Raw genomic sequence first — 19,083 nt, forward strand, 5'->3', positions numbered from 1 at the left:
ACATTATCCCAAATTGTAGTTAAATGCCTGTGTTATTAATTAACTTATTAAAGACCAGCTTTTAAGCTGGCTTCTATAAAATCATCGAGCTTGCCATCAAGTACGGCTTGGCAATTGCTGGTTTGCACATTGGTACGCAAATCCTTAATACGCTGGTCATCGAGCACATAGGAGCGAATTTGACTGCCCCAACCAATATCTGATTTCGAATCTTCCATGGCTTGTTTTTCAGCATTACGCTTCAGCATTTCTTGCTCGTAGAGCCTTGCACGTAACATTTTCCACGCCTGATCACGGTTGGCATGCTGAGAGCGTTGACTCTGACATTCCACCACTACGCCAGTAGGCTCATGGGTTAAACGCACCGCCGAATCGGTTTTGTTAACATGTTGCCCGCCCGCCCCAGAAGCGCGATAAGTATCAGTACGCACATCTGCCGGGTTAATATCGATCTCAATATTATCGTCAATTTCGGGTGAAACAAAAACCGAACAGAAAGATGTATGACGGCGATTACCTGAATCAAAAGGCGATTTACGTACCAAGCGATGAACGCCAGTTTCAGTCCTTAGCCAACCAAAGGCATACTCCCCTTCAAAACGAATGGTTGCACTTTTAATACCCGCCACATCACCGGCAGAGGCCTCTTCCAATGTAGTTTTAAAACCGTGGGCTTCTCCCCAGCGCAGATACATACGCAACACCATTTCCGCCCAGTCCTGTGCTTCCGTACCACCAGAGCCAGACTGAATATCCAAAAATGCATTATTGGGGTCCATATCGCCAGAAAACATACGACGAAATTCTAATTTAGCAAGGAGCTTATCGAGATTTTCAATTTCAGCAGTGACATCATTAACACTATCTTCGTCGTTTTCTTCCACGGCAAGTTCAATCAACTCACGACAGTCACTAACACCGCTATCGAGACTTTCAATAGTCTCCACCACATCTTCTAAAGAGGAACGCTCACGGCCTAAGGTTTGCGCGCGCTCAGGATCATTCCAAACATCTGGCTCAGCCAGTTCTAATTCAACTTCCGCTAGACGCTCTTTCTTCTCAACATATTCAAAGATACCCCCTAAGCACGTCAGTACGCGCCATGAGTTCATCAAGCTTGTTCATCAAGGGGTTAATTTCCATAGACATCGTCTCTTTAAAGGTCATCATCTACTAAAAAATAGACACATTGCTCAGTATTAAAGCGGGAACTCCTGTACTAATAATCACAGCGATCAAAAACGCAGAATAAACCACTAAGTATAGAGATATTACCCGTACTAGAGCACTAAAAATTCGGCGCGGATTGTACCGCAGCGCGCTTACTTTCTCCACTGACGAAGAGATAAGCCAACGGACAAGTAACAGATGGCAAGTAAAGGGCGAATTTAAGAAAACCGCTCATAGGAACAACGATAAAACATTGGGCAGCGCCGAAATAAAGGTATTGATGAGGCCACATAGACAAAAATATAAAAAAGTGGCGCACCATACACTCAAAAAACAAAAAAAGAGAAATAAATCAACAATTTACACGGAATATTTGACATACTACTTAACGAGTCTACACTAACCTATTGAAAATAAACTCACGGGGTAAAACGCGTGGAATTTATAGAAGCTAATCATATTGAATGGTGTGACATGTGGCAGCAACTTGCACAAGACGCCATAAACAACAACGACCCGATTTGTTTGCATATGGGTGCTTGCTGGGAATATATGGGCTCTACGGAAAATCACCACCATTTTAGGCACTTAAAACACCCATCTACCAACAAAAAAGAATTCATCTACTTAGAACGCAGGAAAAAGACCCTGGCCTGGGCAAGTTAAAAACAGGCACTACAAAAACAGGAAATACAACGGTAAGGCCTGCAACACAAAATTGATTTATACCAACAACTGGGGCTACCCTGCCCCTTGTTTTTTCGACGACCTATCAGTATGATGCACGCCCTCTGGTGAGGTGTCCGAGTGGCCGAAGGAGCACGCCTGGAAAGTGTGTAAGTCGAAAGGCTTCGAGGGTTCGAATCCCTCCCTCACCGCCATATCATCTTGGCCTATTCTGGCCTTTATTAGCAAAATCAACCACTTACAGCAACTTAATTTTTTTCAACTTGGCCTTTATTGGCCTATTCTGGACATTGATTTCGACACCTTTTCGACACCTAATTCAAGAGCAAATCGGCACCAAAAACCGCATAAATACGCGTTACATAACACCCTTCATTTTGATTCTCAGTATAATGATTCTGGGCAATTTATAATCTTTCTTAGGGGGATATGTGCGCGCAACTCATAGGGACGCTGAAGAGCGTTATGAATAATTTCGAAAACTAACAAGAGATAAAATACTTGCTTCTTTACCATACGCCGATAAAAAACTAATTAAATTAGAACGTATATCAGCGAAAGCTCTTGTAGAATCAAAAGTATGGGCGTCCGATCCATCGCGTAGAGTGAACTGGGACTGGGAAGGCGGCGGCTATGATGAGTATAGTTTCAGACATCCTAAACGTTTCGAAATGGCTACATGGTATGGTAGTAAACTAGCAAGCCTTTGCTTAGGCAGGCCATCATATATGGGCGGCCACTTGAGACTAGACTTTGCTGAGGCAAATCCATCTGAAAACCCGTTGAAAGGCCGTATTATTCCTATAATACTCTCTGCTGGTGAATTATATGCCTCGATAATAGGAGCTAGCGAAATCCGGCTTATTGATCCGATAGATAGTAAATTAGTTAACTATTATTCATCTTTTGGTTATCGCTACGTTAGCCATAATGTAAAAAAGCACTATTTAGTTAAGGATCTAACATGAAAAAAGATGACAAAAAAGAAGATAAGTCCAAAACTATTGAAGAAAAAGCCAAGGAAATTTTAAAAAATAATCCCATATATATGCCGGACGAACCAACTACGATTGGCAGCCCTGATAATCTTTTTGAGCCTAGTGAGAGCGAAGAAAATGAAAACAAGTAGCAATCGAGAAGCAAAAAACATTAAAGAAGCAGAGCAAAGAGCCAAGGACTTATTGAAAGACTTACCAATTAAAAAGAAGCCCTATATACCTGCCTCCATAAAACCAAGTAAAAATGCTAAGTAATTTAAAATATATATTGTATTTAATAGAGACGAATAGCATAGCTAGCGATTCGTCTTTTTAACAGCTTTACGTATTCTTGCCCCTTTAGTACAGGGTTGGTAAAAACCTTTTAAAAACCGGCCTTTACTATCGCGACCTTTACGGGCTTTTTTGTGGTTCTTGTGCTTCGTCTTTTCATCTTTTTATTTCTCCTTACTTACTAAGCTCCAGGTTTACATCACGCTAGTGCAATACCATCACGAATGGTTTTATCTTCATGTTTAAGCTCTGTTTTGGTAACTAAACTATCACAAGAAATATTCATTAAAATGGCACTACGATCATTCAAAGTAATAAGAAATCAGTTTTTATAATCTTTGTCAGTGAGCATGGCTTCGTAGATACTTTTTGGGATATATTGACCCTGTTAATTATGGAGACAATCCTACGCCATGACTTCCATACGAATGAGTAAATTAACTATATTATTTTCGCTCGAAACGAAACCATTGACAGCCTACTCTTGTTTAAGGATAGTCGTTAGCTACAGTTTTTTGCTTGATACATATACGTAGTGCTATTAACAATGAATAACGATAAAGAGATGTAGAGTTATAGTATTGTTAGCTTGGAATAGTTATTGTAGGCTGCTTGTCAGTGTTGTTGCTATATGAACAGTTTGAATGAGGATGTATGTGGAAAAATTTTACAACTAATAATTTTGATCCTGAACTTTCCATTCCTGCTTGGAACCAGTTTCTTAGTGAAACTCTTATTGGTGTTGAATGCACTTCAGATAAAGCGCGTTATTTTGATGCGAGCTTTCAGCAATTGAATGTCAATGATCATGGCCTATCCCGAATTATCAGCCAGCCTGTAAAAGGCTCACCTATTGATGTTGCTTTATCACAGCGCTTCGCCAATGATGCTCCTGAGGATCATTTACTTATACTGTTACAACGCAAAGGCGAAGTAAATGTTAGCCACAAAGGGTATGATATAAAAATTGCAGAAGGTAGTGCTTGTATTATTGATCCCACTCACTCTTATCACATGCAAGTGGGTGAATCAGTTGACCAAATGGTATTGACGGTAAAACGTGAAAAAGTATTATCTCTTAGGCGAGGCATCCAATCTAAATTACTACATCGTACTCCAATCTCATTCGATAGCGATAAGGCAAGGTTTGCGGACAATATGGTATCTACCCTATGCGAAAGTGGTCAACGGGTAGATGGTAGCTACGCCTATCGCGTGTTAGACCTCGCTGCGGATATGATGCTAGATCATATTGGTAATACGTTGTTTCCAGAGCAATTGACTTTTACCGGTATTAAGCGCAAACAATTACGAGAAGAAGTTAAAGCTTATATTGAAGGTCATCTCTGTGAAGAATGGTTAACTCCTGTGGCTATTTCCGAACAATTTAAAGTTACCCGCCGTTATCTCGATAGCCTGTTTGCTGATGAAGCGACAACGACCTCCAAGTACATTACTCAGCGGCGCATATCCCGTGTAGCAGCATTATTACGCCTTCCCGAATACCAGCATATGACCATCAGTGTCATTGCCTACAATGTTGGCTTTAATGATTTATCTTATTTTAATAGACAGTTTAAAGCCCGGTTCGGGGTTTCCCCAAAAAACTTTCGTCACCAATAGCCCATTCTCTGGGCTTCTGAAAGCCTCATTCCATATAGTCTTATTGTCGGTGAAATAGTCCTAGTGTAGTTATTGCACCTATTTTATAACGTGGTTATTGAATGACAAAAACCATGAGGACACCAGTATGACTTCCATTTCTTCCGGCAAAAATGCCATCACGTTTAAAAGCGGCAACAATATACTGTCCGGTAATTTATATACACCTGAAGGCTTTGATGCCTCCAAGCAATATCCAACGATTGTTTTTACACCACCATTTAATCAGGTGAAAGAACAAATGGGCGCATTATATGGTCGGAAAATGGCAGAAAAAGGATTTGTCATGTTGGCTTTTGATCATACAGGTTATGGTGAAAGCGAAGGTGAGATTCGTAACTACGAAAATGCCTTTATTAAAATTGAAGACGTGCATAACGCCATTAGCTACTTACGCACTTTACCCTTTGTAGACCGAGAAAAATTCTATGGTATTGGAGCCTGTGCCGGTGGCGGTTATATGGCATTGGCTGCGGTAACGGACAAGCGCATGAAAGCGGTGGCTACCGTGTGCGGTATGCTAGACAACCGTTCAACCTTCCTTGCTGGTGCGGATCGTGATACAGCTGTTGTAATGTTCAGCGCAGCCAATGACGCCCGTCAAGAGCAATATGAAACCGGTGAACCTACCTATGTGGATCAGTTGGGGTATGAGGGCGTGAAACGCGAAGAGCTACCTGAAGGCGCAAGGCGTGAAGGTTTTGACTACTACATGACGGCTCGTGCCGGAGTCGAAACCTACCCAAGATACAGCAACCGCAGCCTTCCCAATATCGCAGAAACTAATGCCCTAACGGATGCAACGACTTGGGCGCAATATCTCTATACCCCTTATCTTGGTATTTATGGCGAAAAAGCGTTAGCCGATACCGGCCCTCTCACCGTTGGATTCTATGAAAAATGCAGTGAGCCTAGAGAATTATTTGAAGTGCCTGGGGCGTCACATGTTGATCTCTATGATGTAGAAAAATATGTGAATCCAGCCGTAGATCGTTTAGCTGCTTTTTTTGGCAAGTACTAAACAGGAATTTGCATCATGCTTGTAAAAAAAATAAAAGATCGGTTACCTCTAGAATTCACTAAGTCGATTGATTTAATGACAGAACAAATGGGGTTTCCTTTAGATTTTTCTGCAAATCTGGACGATATAAGAATAGGTTTCAGCGCAGCGCGAGATCAATCTATAGAGGCTGGTATGGCCATTAAGCACGTAATAAAAGAATCCCACACCGCCCCTTGGCCTGATGGCTCGCATGATATTCCATTATTTATTTATCGGCCTGAAAACCAAACAAAGCCATTGCCTGTAGTTTATTGGATACATGGTGGTGGCTTGGTAGTTGGGGTGGCTGAACAAGACGAAGCCATGCTAAAAGCCTGGGTAAATGAGTTTAATTGTGTCGCAGTATCAGTTGAGTACAGGCTTGCCCCAGACTATCCATTTCCAGTACCGCTAGAAGATTGTTCTGTTGTGTTGGAGCATATTTTTAATAACGCCGATGCATTGCAGATTGACCCTGAGCGCATCGTTTTAGGTGGTGGTAGTGCTGGTGGTGGTTTAGCTGCCGCTCTCGCACAGAAAACGTGTGATGAAGGCAAGATCAAGATTTCTCATCAATTACTTTGCTATCCAATGCTGGATTGTAAAAACCAATCAAAAGCAGCAGCAGATGTTGATGACACCTATATTTGGAGTCGAGATAACAATTATTTTGGATGGAAATCATACCTGGGCGATGATCCTGTAACTATTGATCCTCCCAAGTACGCCTCAGCTCCCCATCATCACGATTTACGGAATCTGCCACCTGCCTCAATATTAGTTGGTGATATTGACTTATTTGCGCAGGAAGATATTGCCTACGCAGCGCGGCTCTCTGCTGCTGGTATTCCCACAGCATTGCACGTTTATCCTGGTGGTGTACATGGTTTTGAAGGTGTGAATCAGAAAGCAGGTATAACCAAAGAATTTATCCGTACTCGTGATCTGCTGCTGAAAACGGCACTAGGAGGTAAATAGCGATGCAAGTAAAACTCAATAATAAAGTTGCTTGGGTAACAGGTGGTGGTGCTGGTGTAGGGGAAGCGGTATGCCGCCGCTTAGCTGCATGCGGAGCAAAAGTTCTCTGTACAGATATTGATGGCAATGCAGCCCAAAAAGTGGCAGATAGCATTCACCAGCAAGGCGGCGTTGCTCATGGAATGTCTATTGATGTTACCCAAGAGAATGATAATGCCGCTGCGGTGGAGTGGGTATTTAACGAATGGGGGGGATTACATATGGTGGCGATTAATGCCGCTATAGATGCCGCCCGTGGTAAGGATATTTTATCTTGCTCGCTGGAAGAAATGCGCAGGACTGCGGATGTGAACTACTTCGGGAGTTTCCTTGGTATTAAACACGCAGCACAGGGTATGAAAGATCATAATATCAAAGGACATATCCTGGTCATTGGTTCTGGCACCAGTATTAAAGCTACACCTGGCACCTTTGCTTATTCATCTTCAAAGCATGGGCTTATCGGTATTGCAAAACTCGCAGCAACGGAATTATTACCCGAGGGCATTCGTGTCAATACTGCTTGCTTAGGCATGGTAGATACTAAGGGGCTGCGGGATGCATTAGCCCAATTCGGTGTGGAAGGTGTTCCTGATTATGTGGATGGCGCTGATCTGGTAGCGGAAGAAGTGGTTAATCTGATGGCGAATGACTCGCCACTGGTGACCGGACAAGTCATTGGGCTAGAACGAGGACTTTCCAATACCCAATATATGGCAGCCGTGATAGAGCATGGCAATCGTTCCAACAATGAGGTATGACATGGTGGTTAATAAAGGCATGGTTAACTTCAAAGGAGATCATGGCAATGTGATCAATACACATTGCCCATGAAAACTTCGCCTCTCCAATATCATGTAGAAAATCGTCACGCTACTTGGCTGGAGCTGTTTTTCGATTTAGTGTTTGTCGCCAGCATCGGAATTGTGACCCATAATCTTGCGCATACACATGATGGTCACATTGAGTTCAAACAGTTCTGGCTTTTCCCCGTAGAATTTATTCCGGTCTGGTGGATATGGGCAACCCATACTCTCTATGCCAATCGCTTTGATACTGATAGCAGGCAACACAGGATGATCAGCCTACTTATTATGTTCCTACTTGTAACCATGTCTGCTTTTTTGGGTGAGGCTCTGTTTGATCACTACGACAGGTTTATTATTTTCTATACAGGCATCCGAATTATATTGGCGATTTTATATTTTTCATCCGAGAACAAGCTCGATGACAGCAGTAAGTTTGCCATTGTAATTGGCTGGAGAACCATAGCTGGAGCAGTTATTTCCGGTACATCGCTTTTTGCCGAAGAGCCTTATAGATACGTCCTGTTAATCGGTGGCATTGTTTTTGAAATGGTGATTAGCTCGGCTATTGGAACAAAGCTCGTTGATACTGACCCCATTCACCGCGAGCATTTAGTTGAACGGATCGGACTACTCACCATTATTTTACTTGGCGAATCGGTAATTAGTTTAGTCAACAGTCTCCAGGGAACATCATGGAACCTAGAAAATACAATCGCTTCAGCGTCAGGCTTTCTGATTATTGGTACAATATGGTGGATTTACTTTGACAACTTCGATGTACTTGAACGACTTAAATCCTTAAAGCATGGCTTTTTATTAATTTATTCGCACTTATTGTTAGCAATGGGCTTAGTCATTCTCGCTAATCTGATTCGCCATGCGATACTCAGCGATCTTGGGATGCATGATTTTCGTTTGTTATCAATCATAGGTATGGTGCTGTTTTACCTTGGGCTTCATACAGTATTTTTTGAGGCGCTGCCGACATTCCGTATGAATTTAATTCTTAATAGTGTTGTTCCTATTGGTATAACAACAGTATCAACATTTCTACCCACTCCTACTCATGCATTGTTGGGTATGTTGTTCGGTTTGCTTGTATATAGTTTTATGGGTTTAAGGCTTACGGGTACAAAAAATATTGATTGCTATTTGGAGACTAAGTAGTGATCCAATTTATTGAATTCCGTTCTGTTCTATATAGTCCAGTTAATGGTGAGATAGTCCAAGCTTCGTGAGTAGCCGATTGAGTATAAGACATTATGATTTGATGACAATTCGTAAAAAGGCGATTACTTATGCACTATACTAATCTCGGTAATTCAGGACTTTATGTGTCTCGTTTATGTTTTGGTGTGATGACTTTTGGTGGTGATGTAAAGTCAGAAATGGACGCAAAAAACATGGTTGATATGGCTATTGATGCAGGCATTAATTTTTTTGATACGGCAAATATCTATACAGATGGGGTATCAGAAGAAATGCTTGGTAAAGCATTGAAAGGTAAACGCGATACAAATATTATCGCTACCAAGGTTTATTTTACTAACAATGTACAACCACATGAGGCGTTCGGGGCAAGTAGAAAAGGTATAATGCTTGAGGTTGAGAAAAGCTTAAAAAGACTTGATACTGATTATATTGATCTTTATCAGCTTCATGCTTTTGATCGCTTCACTCCGATAGATGAGACACTAAGTACAATGCATGACCTCGTGCACTCCGGTAAAGTCCGCTATATCGGTCTATCAAATTATGCAGGCTGGCAAATTGCAAGAGCACATGGAATTTGTGAGTGTTTTCGTTTTGAAAAATTCATTTCAAGCCAGAATTATTATTCGTTAGTAGGCCGTGATCTAGAATATGAAATACTTCCAGCATGTAAAGATTTAGGCTTAGGAATTCTAGTCTGGAGCCCTCTTGCTGGTGGATTTTTGGCTGCATCAGAAAAAGCAAATCGTAGAAAAGCTTTCCCAATGCCGCCGGTTGATAGCCGTTATGCCTATGACATACTGGATGTGGTCAAAGTGATTGCCAAGAAATATGATGCAACCGCAGCCCAGATTTCTACCGCCTGGTTATTGCATCAGAGTGGTATCAGTGCCGTATTGACAGGTGCTTCAGATATTCCCCAATTGAGTGAGAATCTGGAGTCCGTTGATATTCAGTTAGACGCCACTGACCTTGAAGCCTTGGATAAAGTGAGCCAGCCTGCTTATATCTACCCACAGTGGTCAAAAATGGTCAATACAGAACGAGGGGTATTTGATGCTGATGTTACAGCAAGAGGAACTCAGGCAGTGATTGATAACAAGCGAAACAGTGTGCTTATATAAAAACTATATTTATTTGCTAAAAGAACAGTCCAGTGTGTAGTAGGCCGAGTAAATGGTACTGATAGTGAGCGAAGAGCATATTTGAGAGTTATCAAATTGCTCCTGGTCGAAACAAATAAGATGGCGAGATATGTATGGTTCTTCTCCGCTCAATTCATGTCAAATCTGCTTTGGGATATAACACGTCATAGGTCATTAACGCATCTTATCAAAAGATCATATTCTGAATCATTTAGCCAAGAGCTTAAATTATAGGATGTCTGTTTCTCTTTCGATTGTGACATCGCACTACCTTTTGCATAAATGATAAGGAGATTAAGTATAAAGTGACGTAAAGCTAAAATTGGGAAACATAAGGTATAACTGTTCATTTAAAGACCAATTGCACCTTGTGATTACGATCTAAGGTGCCGGATCATCTGGTTGATAAACCTCCGGTACTTCGGCCTCCAGGTAGGTGTTCCATTCCTCTAAAGTCTCGAATAATTGGTTCGAACTTTTGCTAAAGCTCTCCGCCATATCCATAAAAAAAGCTCGCCCTGACAAGGGCGGGCTTTTTTTATGGATATCGATTGACGAGCGACTCCGACACATACCCGTTCGACAAATTGCCCGGAGCAATGTGATTCGCGCAAGCGCCCAAAGGGCTGCGCACACGGACGTGCGCAGAATCATCCCTTCCTCACCGCCATACCATCTTGGCCTATTCTGGGCATTGATTTCGACACTTTTTCGACACCTAATTCAAGGGCAAGCCGGCACAAAATTTACTTTCATCGCGAGTTGTAGAAATAAAGTTACTTCTTATTAACATGTTTAGCACATCCAGCCACCATCATTTTGCTGTTATTCTTTTTTGTTTTTTATTGACTCAAAGCCTAATAGGTGACTCCTTCTCCTCTATCTCACTGTTTCTACAGCTTCCTTAGTTTCAACTAACTCTAAAAGTAATCCGGATTCATCAAACTTTAAGAACCAAGACATACGGCAAGTTAGCATTGTCATTTCATCTTGAAACTCAAAGAGTATAGCTCCTGATGCCTTTTCGCAAACAGCCATAAGTATATTTAAATGCATCTCTTCAGAATCTTTACTTAACTCTTTCCAAACATCAGTTGTTAGCATTTTAGAAGGGCCTATATATACAAAGTTCTCACTTAATTGATCGTGATCAATCTTACCTCTTAATTTTAGTTGCTCTAAAATGGCTGTCATCGGCTCTTTCATAAAATATTTACCTTACTGCTGTGATTTTAAAAGAAGTGGAAACGCTGTAAATGATCCGCTTTTGGAACTACTAAAATCTGATAGATTTTTAAAAGTAGTTCCTGATTGAGGATCAAAGATAACCTTATTACCTTTATTGACAATACCAGCAGCAACGTGCCCAGAATTATTAAAATCAGGGCCATCAAAAACAACAAAAATTGACGATCTTTTCCTGTATTCAGAGTTGAAAATTGAGCTTGCCTTTTGCTAGCTATTCTAGCTCCTGTTTGCTCTGCAATTTTCAGCAACATCAAGACTTGCTGTATGTAACTTAACGGTTTCGATAGTATTCAAAAAAGCACAAACACCGCCAACTCAGTTCCTTTTTCCTCCTCCGGGATTAAATAAAGATTCTCCATTTTTTTCTACCGGCTCCAATATGTGCTGGCATACCGTCTGAAAACTTTAATGACCTACCAACACGCCCCACATTTTTAGCCGCAAACCCTGCAAGCGGCAAGGCCCCTAGCGTACCAAATAATCGTGACGCATCCTCCCCTGTAAAGAAGTACTCCCCGGTTATCAAATGATAGGGAGAAGCCAAGAGTAAAAATACTGTATCCTCACCTAAATTCTGATAAAACTGTGTCGTTGCGGCTCTTAGTTCCGGCGTCACAAATTCTGGGGCAACAAAATCACCTCCGTGGCAGTTGGGGCAATCCACATTCCCCCGATCCGCCAGTTTCCCCACATCGCCCGTGTTTGTTAACACCTCGTCCATCACCGCGTCACCACTCAACGCAGACAATGCTTGATGGTTCACTTGTGGCCTATTATTGAGGCTGCTTAATGCGCCTAAGCCATTGCCTGCACTCCCGCCCCATACCGAAGGCGTGTTATCGCAGGCGCCTTGTAAACGACTAGCAGAGCAGTATCCCGTCGGATCTGTCCCACTCAACGGGTTGTTCATAATATAGGAGTACGGGTTCAGGCTTTGGCTGTTCCCCGACGCCTGGATGATCGGGTCAACGGAGAGGAACCTGCCCAGGTTGTAATCGTACCCCCGCCCATTCATATGAATCATCTGCACGATGTCCATTGAACATCATCACGCGCTAGAGAATACGGAGATATCAAGAGGCCCCAGCTTTAACCCCTAGCCCAGAACCCACAAATTCAATAACAACAGACTAGCTTAACAACGATTAGCAAGCAGCGTGACAAGCAACAGTGCTGCAACTTCTCCTAAGCAGTGTGCAGCGAAGCGCAACACTGCCCGCAGGAACGTAGTGACGGAGGCTCAACCAAGCCAACGCCACTTAACATGTTTAGCTCATGGCACGTCCTGACCCTTTTATTTTCCTAAACGGAAGAAACTAAAATAGCCCCAACAATTTTATTTTCATCTAAATATACTATCCCTGTCTGTTCGCTATTTTTGAAAATATAATTTCTAATCAATTCACTCCCGACATAACCATCTAATGACGAGATTAATTCATTAATACCAATAACATTGATCCCTGAGTTTCTTGCACTGTCCCGCCGAATTTTTAGATCAGCGAGCAAACTAGAAACCAGATAACTACCAGCTTCATCACTTAGTAAATTAGTACCGTTACTCTCAAGAAACTCACGGAGTTCGGATTGCCAATTAGATGACGAATTAAGAGAACTTAATATCGTTGAAAGTACATTTTGCATTATTTTAAAACCTCCACACCAGAACGGACACCTCGCATCAACACTTCTTGCTCCCCCCAAATATCTGGAGACCATTCCCAGTTCCATTTTGCACCGCTTGGAGGCGCACCCTGAGGAACGCGCAGAACTACACCACCACTTCCATGTTTATTTGCATGTCTAACAGCAATATCTGGATCACGCGTCCAGGAAGTAAAAGGACTATTTGCTGCATGTCCACCAGCATTATGCATATCAGCAGTTGCATTACCATTTATATTTCCTGGTACAACATCGCCTTTTTTGGCAGAACCTAAGGCGGGATGTTTTGAATGAACACCACGATATAAAAACTCACCAACGTCATCCACACACGCATTATGAACCCAAACTCCCCGCTCACCTACAAAATACGTATGAAAATCTTCAACTTCAAAGTTGTAGGTCGTGTGTTGTCCTTCCCTCGTTTTTACCGAGCTGATCGACGCTAATTGGCCATCACGTAAATGCACACGATCACCCGCGACAAGTTCACCTGCTTTAACCCAGCCTTTGCCTTCAGCCCAAAATGGATGTTCGTGAGTAGCACCAAGGACTTCTTGCTGACCATCGTCGGTGGTAACTGTCACATCAAAAACGGTTTTGCCGTAATTGATAAACAGCTGTGAAACGCGCTTCCAGTCGTTTTCGCCTGTGATATCGTTTTTCGATACTACCAGATCACCAACGTTAATGTCTTCGATGGGTTTGAGGCCATCTTGAGTATGTACCAGTGTTCCTTCAACAAAACACAAGCTCACAATAAACGACTGTAATGATTTTAACCCTGCACCAAACCCTAGCGATCCTATATCGGTAAACGTGAAGAACTTAGCATCTTGAACCCTAAGCTCACTGAGTAATTCATGAGTGAAAAAATGACATTAGCGCCACCTTGATGAATAGAGAAACTATCAACAGGCGGCATGATAAACAGCGGTGCGGCTACTTCTCCTAATCGGTGTGCAGCTAAGCGCAACACTGCCAGGTGGAACGCAGTGATGGAGCTTCAAGCTCGTCAGTTCTACTTAACATGTTTAGCACATGGCACGTCCTGACCCCGTGATTTTTATTTTTTACTGTTATATAGCCAATTGCTGTCTACGGATTTCTTAGTGTAATTAACTAATAGTTCTAAATCCCCAAAAATCTCACATGGAATATACAGTTTGCCATTACGTTCATTCACACTTTTGCCATAATAATTGAAAACCTGTATGACTCCTCGTTTATGTTCTTCACTAATCTTTTCAGATCCAATCGCAAATTGACCCCAATTATTACTTTCGATAAATTTAGCAGGCCTATAGGGACACATAGATTCTTTAGGCTTTGCTATCACAAAAGAACAACTAGTAGATAAGCATAAAATAATCAAAAAGATGAATTTATTCATTATTATTCCTTCCAGATTTCAGACCAATTAGAAAACATATCAAACTCATGTGCTCTACCCGTTTTAATTAAAATATTTGCATCACCATCATTAAATCGACCTAGATAAGGTATCTTTGTTACAACCCCACTATGCCAATCATATCTATCTTTCCATATATGCCTGATTACACCATTAACTGACGTTTCACCGGTTTTAGTCTTGCTTATTTCGAAATTCCCCGCTGAAGTAAGAGTGGAGTCTCCACTTGCAAAAAATAATTCTGAGCCTGCGGAGCCTTCAACTAAAGCATCCCAGTAATCTGAAATGGTTACACTTTCCCCGTTCCTGAGGTTTTTAATTGAATCACCGAGTTGATTGTAGAAACGCTCTATATTTCGATCCAGGGCGGATCGAACGCCAGGTTGTTTCTTTAGCCAATCAGAATCTATTTCAAACGCCTCACCTCCTCCGTTTAAAAAGTGTTCTGTAACAGCTGCAGCAATATCCCAACCTTTTCTCTCTGCACTTTCAATCATAATCTTAAACTTGGCTTCTGTTTTTGCAGCTTTTAATATTTCCGACGCACCAACATCTCCATTAGAAGCTAACTGCCCAAGAACAACAATACCTCCGCTCCCTAAACTCTCAGAGGTTTCTTTCAGCCAACTAGCTTCCACATTCCCCCGATCCGCCAGTTTCCCCACATCGCCCGTGTTTGTTAACACCTCGTCCATCACGGCATCACCGCTAAACGTAGACAATGCTTGATGGTTCACTTGTGGCCTATTATTGAGGCTGCTTAATGCGCCCAAGCCATTGCCTGCACTCCCGCCCCATACCGAAGGCGTGTTATCGCAGGCGCCTTGTAAACGACTAGCAGAGCAGTATCCCGTCGGATCTGTCCCACTCAACGGGTTGTTCATAATATAGGAGTACGGGTTCAGGCTTTGGCTGTTCCCCGGCGCCTGGATGATCGGGTCAACACTCAAGAACCGTCCAAGATTATAATCGTACCCCTGCCCATTCATATGAATCAACTGCACGATATCCATGGATGAACGAGTACCGCGAGCGCAAGGACACGCAGGAGCAGTGCTCTACCAGAGGCCATTATATTAATTTGAAAACGCCCGACGATATTTATAAAGCAACAAACAATCTAGGTTTGGGCTCTAGGCAAAAGCAATAACACGCCACGTTGATGAATATAAGAGCTATCAGCAAACGGCGTAAAAAACAAAGGGAGCGCAACGCACCTATGGAAGCTCAACCTAGCTAGTGTCACTTAACATGTTGAGCACATGGCACCTCCTGCCCTCGCTATTCTTTTGTTCACATTTGATCTATAAGTTCCACTGTTTGATTTTCTAGATTCACCAACACTCGAACATCAGGTGGATCGACAACCGCAACATTGGGATCAAGTGTTTCTGGAACAGGAAAAATAACTTCCACTTTTCCCTTATACTCTCGGCCTATAGTACTTGGAGATACAAACCCTATACTTCGGCTAGTTAAGAATTCTTTAGCTAGATTAATAATATCTAATTCAGTCATTGCCCAGCTTCCACCTTTAAACGCTCAACATAATTTATGGAGAATGAACGCTCCGCATCATTTAACCGATTCCAAACCCTGTTATTCATCAAACGATCAAGAACTGCCTGTTCTCGTCCTAATCTACCCATGTCTACAAAGTTCTGGACACCTTCTCTGACACTAGAGGCTTGTTTGATGTGATTTCTAAAATCTAAAAAATGTGACAATTCATGTTTCACTTGCAATTCAGTAGGAGTTTCAGGCAATCTCATAACCCCCGTACCATTCCAATTACCAGTAAAACTCGGGTTTCCTCTAGTTTCCATTACAGAAACACCTCGTTTATCTAAATACTGAACAAGCTGTATAATTTTTTCATCTGGATAAAGATTTCCACTAAATGCGGCGCTTGTAGAAAATGATTCAACTTTATTTGAAAGGCTCACTGACCTACCAACACGCCCCACATTTTTAGCCGCAAACCCTGCAAGCGGCAAGGCCCCTAGCGTACCAAATAATCGTGACGCATCCTCCCCTATAAAGAAGTACTCCCCGGTTATCAAATGATAGGGAGAAGCCAAGAGTAAAAATACTGTATCCTCACCTAAATTCTGATAAAACTGTGTCGTTGCGGCTCTTAGTTCCGGCGTCACAAATTCTGGGGCAACAAAATCACCTCCGTGGCAGTTGGGGCAATCCACATTCCCCCGATCCGCCAGTTTCCCCACATCGCCCGTATTTGTTAACACCTCGTCCATCACGGCATCACCACTCAACATAGACAATGCTTGATGGTTCACTTGTGGCCTATTATTGAGGCTGCTTAATGCGCCTAAGCCATTACCTGCACTCCCGCCCCATACCGAAGGCGTGTTATCGCAGGCGCCTTGTAAACGACTAGCAGAGCAGTATCCCGTCGGATCTGTCCCACTCAACGGGTTGTTCATAATATAGGAGTACGGGTTCAGGCTTTGGCTGTTCCCCGGCGCCTGGATGATCGGATCAACGGAGAGGAACCTGCCCACGTTGTAATCGTACCCCCGCCCATTCATATGAATCAGCTGCACGATGTCCATTGAACATCACCACGCGCTAGAGAATACGGAGATATCAGAGGCCACAGCTTTAACCCCTAGCCCAGAATCCACAAATTTAATAACAACAGACTAGCTTAACAACGATCAGCAAGCAGTGTGCAGCGAAGCGCAACACTGCCTAGAGGAACGCAGTGACGAAAGTTCAAGCTTGCCAACGCCACTTAACATGTTTAGCTCATGGCATGTCATGCCCCCGTTATGTTACTAAATAATTAGCTTAATCGATAATCTCATGCTTTAACAAAGATACTCTTTCATTTAACAACAGTAATTTAGATATGGATTCATTACGTTTTGTCTCATTTACATAAAATAATAGCGGATATTTAGAATAGCTTTCTTCTGTCCATTCTTGTTCAAAATCATCAAAATTTCTCTGTAGAATGAAATGCTCTTTACCAACGTCTCCGAACCTAAAATAGTCACCACAATGATACCCACTTTCATGAGCCACCATTTCTATATTTAAAGCTTCGTCTATAAAAGATTTAGCAGTGTTGATATCATCAAATTTAAAGCCATACATATCATAAACATTAGATGTCATAATCTAGAATCCTATACTTGGTGCTTTAGCAGCAGCTGACGTTCTATCACCAAAAATCATAAAGTTAACTGGACGACCAGCGGAGTTTGAAAGAGTAGACTGTAATGGACTAAGGCCAAGTTTTTTAACTTGGGATGGTGATAGAGGGCCAGTTCTAGTTCCTCCTGACCTTAACTTAATACCTGATGATTTAGCTTTGGCAAGAATATCTTTGCCTGCTAGTGCGATATCAAAATCACTAACACGACCCGAGTCAAAAGCTTTCCCTGTTCGAAAGCTTTTTCCTGTTACAGCACTGCCTTGTAACAGAGCTTTTACATTACTAAACCCAATTTTTGCTAAACCAGAGTTTAATGTTTCCCCGAAAGAGGAGAATTCTTCAATACTCTTAAAACCACCTTTAGGTAGACAAGTATTATGAACCCAAACCCCCTGCTCACCTACAAAATACGTATGAAAATCTTCAACTTCAAAGTTGTAGGTTGTGTGTTGTCCTTCCCTCGCTTTTATCGAGCTGATCGAGGCTAACTGGCCATCACGTAAATGCACACGATCACCCGCGACAAGTTCACCTGCTTTAACCCAGCCTTTGCCTTCAATCCAAAATGGATGTTCGTGAGTAGCGCCAAGGACTTCTTGCTGATCATCGTCGGTGGTAACTGTCACATCAAAAACGGTTTTGTCGTGATTGATAAACAGCTGCGAAACGCGCTTCCAGTCAGTTTCACCTGTGATATCGTTTTTCGATGCTACCAGGTCACCAACATTAATATCTTCAATGGGTTTGAGACCATCTTGAGTATGCACCAGTGTTCCTTCAACAAAACACAAACTCACAATAAACGACTGTAATGATTTTAACCCTGCACCAAACCCTAGCGATCCTATATCGGTAAACGTGAAAAACTTAGCATCTTGAACCCTAAGCTCACTGAGTAATTCATGAGTGAAAGGGTTAACGTTAAGGCCGCCTTGCTTCGGTAAAAATAAAGACGCTTGATCACCTAGCCCTGTAATAAGTCCCTCTAAAACAGGGATGTCCTGAAACCACTTGTTTGTTAACACCTCGTCCATCACGGCGTCACCACTCAACGTAGACAATGCTTGATGGTTCACTTGCGGCCTATTATTGAGGCTGCTTAATACGCCTAGGCCATTGCCTGCACTCCCCCCATACCGAAGGCGTGTTATCGCAGGCGCATTGTAAACGACTAGCAGAGCAGTATCCCGTCGGATCTGTCCCACTCAACGGGTTGTTCATAATATAGGAGTACGGGTTCAGGCTTTGGCTGTTCCCCGGCGCCTGGATAATCGGGTCAACACTCAAGAACCGTCCAAGATTATAATCGTACCCCCGCCCGTTCATGTGAATCAACTGCACGATATCCACGGAAGCAGTACTGCGAAGGGCAGGACGCCCGAGAGCAGTGCGACTAAAGGCAGCCACGATAGCAATTTAAAAACCTAGCAGGAGCGGTGCCCTAGCAGAGGCCACAATATTAATTTAATAACGCCCAACGGTAGATTAAAAAACTAACCCACTGCCCACCAGAACACGTGGAGACCTATCAACGGTAGCCAGTGAGTAATAGTTGCT

24 protein-coding genes and 1 tRNA gene are annotated in these 19,083 nt (G+C 42.4%); 11 read left to right on the plus strand and 14 right to left on the minus strand.

Annotated elements, in window-relative coordinates; genetic code table 11:
- Positions 1 to 47: 47 nt before the first annotated feature.
- Positions 48 to 1,143 (minus strand): peptide chain release factor 2 gene (prfB, locus tag BVC89_RS18925; protein WP_103654285.1). Its coding sequence is split into 2 segments (ribosomal slippage): positions 48 to 1,070 and positions 1,072 to 1,143, totalling 1,095 coding nucleotides; the frame shifts between segments, so codons are not numbered across the junction.
- Positions 1,144 to 1,605: 462 nt separating this feature from the next.
- Here prfB and BVC89_RS18930 point away from each other — a divergent pair.
- From BVC89_RS18930 to BVC89_RS18970, 11 genes are all read left to right on the plus strand, one after another.
- Positions 1,606 to 1,836, plus strand: coding sequence for a 4-diphosphocytidyl-2C-methyl-D-erythritol kinase (locus BVC89_RS18930; protein WP_086932697.1), 231 nt, complete (start codon positions 1,606 to 1,608; stop codon positions 1,834 to 1,836).
- 127 nt (positions 1,837 to 1,963) lie between these two features.
- Positions 1,964 to 2,051 (plus strand) — tRNA-Ser (locus BVC89_RS18935).
- 411 nt (positions 2,052 to 2,462) lie between these two features.
- Positions 2,463 to 2,825 carry a hypothetical protein gene (locus tag BVC89_RS18940; protein WP_086932698.1) on the plus strand — a complete coding sequence of 121 codons (363 nt, stop codon included), beginning with the start codon at positions 2,463 to 2,465 and terminating at the stop codon, positions 2,823 to 2,825.
- Positions 2,822 to 2,986, plus strand: coding sequence for a hypothetical protein (locus BVC89_RS29880; RefSeq protein WP_158658028.1), 165 nt, complete (start codon positions 2,822 to 2,824; stop codon positions 2,984 to 2,986). Before BVC89_RS18940 ends, BVC89_RS29880 begins: the two co-directional genes overlap by 4 nt.
- Positions 2,973 to 3,110: a hypothetical protein gene (locus tag BVC89_RS29885; RefSeq protein WP_158658029.1), complete on the plus strand. Its 138-nt coding sequence runs from the start codon at positions 2,973 to 2,975 to the stop codon at positions 3,108 to 3,110. The genes BVC89_RS29880 and BVC89_RS29885 overlap by 14 nt, the downstream gene beginning before the upstream one ends.
- A gap of 672 nt (positions 3,111 to 3,782) precedes the next feature.
- A complete protein-coding gene (locus BVC89_RS18945; protein WP_086932699.1) occupies positions 3,783 to 4,751 on the plus strand; it encodes a helix-turn-helix domain-containing protein in 969 nt (322 codons plus the stop codon).
- Between the two features lie 127 nt (positions 4,752 to 4,878).
- Positions 4,879 to 5,811, plus strand: coding sequence for an alpha/beta hydrolase (locus BVC89_RS18950; RefSeq protein WP_086932700.1), 933 nt, complete (start codon positions 4,879 to 4,881; stop codon positions 5,809 to 5,811).
- Positions 5,812 to 5,826: 15 nt separating this feature from the next.
- Positions 5,827 to 6,810: an alpha/beta hydrolase gene (locus BVC89_RS18955; RefSeq protein ID WP_086932701.1), complete on the plus strand. Its 984-nt coding sequence runs from the start codon at positions 5,827 to 5,829 to the stop codon at positions 6,808 to 6,810.
- 2 nt (positions 6,811 to 6,812) lie between these two features.
- Positions 6,813 to 7,610, plus strand: coding sequence for an SDR family NAD(P)-dependent oxidoreductase (locus tag BVC89_RS18960; protein WP_086932702.1), 798 nt, complete (start codon positions 6,813 to 6,815; stop codon positions 7,608 to 7,610).
- Positions 7,611 to 7,679: 69 nt separating this feature from the next.
- Positions 7,680 to 8,825, plus strand: coding sequence for a low temperature requirement protein A (locus BVC89_RS18965; protein WP_086932703.1), 1,146 nt, complete (start codon positions 7,680 to 7,682; stop codon positions 8,823 to 8,825).
- Between the two features lie 131 nt (positions 8,826 to 8,956).
- Positions 8,957 to 9,994: an aldo/keto reductase gene (locus tag BVC89_RS18970; RefSeq protein ID WP_086932704.1), complete on the plus strand. Its 1,038-nt coding sequence runs from the start codon at positions 8,957 to 8,959 to the stop codon at positions 9,992 to 9,994.
- A gap of 402 nt (positions 9,995 to 10,396) precedes the next feature.
- On the opposite strand, the gene BVC89_RS18975 is transcribed toward BVC89_RS18970, so the two are convergent.
- The 13 genes from BVC89_RS18975 to BVC89_RS30760 form a co-directional block, all read right to left on the minus strand.
- Positions 10,397 to 10,669: a hypothetical protein gene (locus BVC89_RS18975; RefSeq protein ID WP_103654286.1), complete on the minus strand. Its 273-nt coding sequence runs from the start codon at positions 10,667 to 10,669 to the stop codon at positions 10,397 to 10,399.
- Positions 10,670 to 10,894: 225 nt separating this feature from the next.
- A complete protein-coding gene (locus tag BVC89_RS18980; protein ID WP_086932705.1) occupies positions 10,895 to 11,221 on the minus strand; it encodes a hypothetical protein in 327 nt (108 codons plus the stop codon).
- A 26-nt stretch (positions 11,222 to 11,247) separates the two neighbouring features.
- Positions 11,248 to 11,514 carry a hypothetical protein gene (locus tag BVC89_RS18985; RefSeq protein ID WP_086932706.1) on the minus strand — a complete coding sequence of 89 codons (267 nt, stop codon included), beginning with the start codon at positions 11,512 to 11,514 and terminating at the stop codon, positions 11,248 to 11,250.
- A gap of 89 nt (positions 11,515 to 11,603) precedes the next feature.
- On the minus strand, positions 11,604 to 12,302 hold the full coding sequence (locus BVC89_RS18990; protein WP_086932707.1) for an RHS repeat-associated core domain-containing protein: 699 nt from the start codon (positions 12,300 to 12,302) through the stop codon (positions 11,604 to 11,606).
- Between the two features lie 263 nt (positions 12,303 to 12,565).
- Positions 12,566 to 12,907: a hypothetical protein gene (locus BVC89_RS18995; RefSeq protein ID WP_086932708.1), complete on the minus strand. Its 342-nt coding sequence runs from the start codon at positions 12,905 to 12,907 to the stop codon at positions 12,566 to 12,568.
- Positions 12,907 to 13,686 carry a polymorphic toxin-type HINT domain-containing protein gene (locus BVC89_RS19000; protein WP_086932709.1) on the minus strand — a complete coding sequence of 260 codons (780 nt, stop codon included), beginning with the start codon at positions 13,684 to 13,686 and terminating at the stop codon, positions 12,907 to 12,909. The genes BVC89_RS18995 and BVC89_RS19000 overlap by 1 nt, the downstream gene beginning before the upstream one ends.
- Before the next feature lie 308 nt (positions 13,687 to 13,994).
- Positions 13,995 to 14,321 carry a hypothetical protein gene (locus BVC89_RS19005; protein WP_086932710.1) on the minus strand — a complete coding sequence of 109 codons (327 nt, stop codon included), beginning with the start codon at positions 14,319 to 14,321 and terminating at the stop codon, positions 13,995 to 13,997.
- Between the two features lie 2 nt (positions 14,322 to 14,323).
- A complete protein-coding gene (locus BVC89_RS19010; protein WP_086932711.1) occupies positions 14,324 to 15,355 on the minus strand; it encodes an RHS repeat-associated core domain-containing protein in 1,032 nt (343 codons plus the stop codon).
- A gap of 280 nt (positions 15,356 to 15,635) precedes the next feature.
- Positions 15,636 to 15,860 (minus strand): hypothetical protein, encoded by a 225-nt coding sequence (locus BVC89_RS19015; protein ID WP_086932712.1) that lies wholly within the window; start codon positions 15,858 to 15,860, stop codon positions 15,636 to 15,638.
- The gene (locus BVC89_RS19020) at positions 15,857 to 16,918 is read right to left on the minus strand and encodes an RHS repeat-associated core domain-containing protein (RefSeq protein ID WP_086932713.1); all 1,062 of its coding nucleotides are present in this window, start codon (positions 16,916 to 16,918) and stop codon (positions 15,857 to 15,859) included. The genes BVC89_RS19015 and BVC89_RS19020 overlap by 4 nt, the downstream gene beginning before the upstream one ends.
- A gap of 238 nt (positions 16,919 to 17,156) precedes the next feature.
- The gene (locus tag BVC89_RS19025) at positions 17,157 to 17,486 is read right to left on the minus strand and encodes a hypothetical protein (RefSeq protein WP_086932714.1); all 330 of its coding nucleotides are present in this window, start codon (positions 17,484 to 17,486) and stop codon (positions 17,157 to 17,159) included.
- 3 nt (positions 17,487 to 17,489) lie between these two features.
- The gene (locus BVC89_RS19030; RefSeq protein ID WP_425428398.1) at positions 17,490 to 18,722 is read right to left on the minus strand and encodes a polymorphic toxin-type HINT domain-containing protein; all 1,233 of its coding nucleotides are present in this window, start codon (positions 18,720 to 18,722) and stop codon (positions 17,490 to 17,492) included.
- Positions 18,613 to 18,852, minus strand: a complete 240-nt coding sequence (locus BVC89_RS30760) for an RHS repeat domain-containing protein (protein ID WP_086934677.1) — start codon at positions 18,850 to 18,852, stop codon at positions 18,613 to 18,615. Before BVC89_RS30760 ends, BVC89_RS19030 begins: the two co-directional genes overlap by 110 nt.
- Between the last annotated feature and the right edge of the window lie 231 nt (positions 18,853 to 19,083).

It is taken from the genome of Agarilytica rhodophyticola (genome assembly GCF_002157225.2).
In the GTDB taxonomy this organism is placed as follows: Bacteria; Pseudomonadota; Gammaproteobacteria; order Pseudomonadales; family Cellvibrionaceae; genus Agarilytica; species Agarilytica rhodophyticola.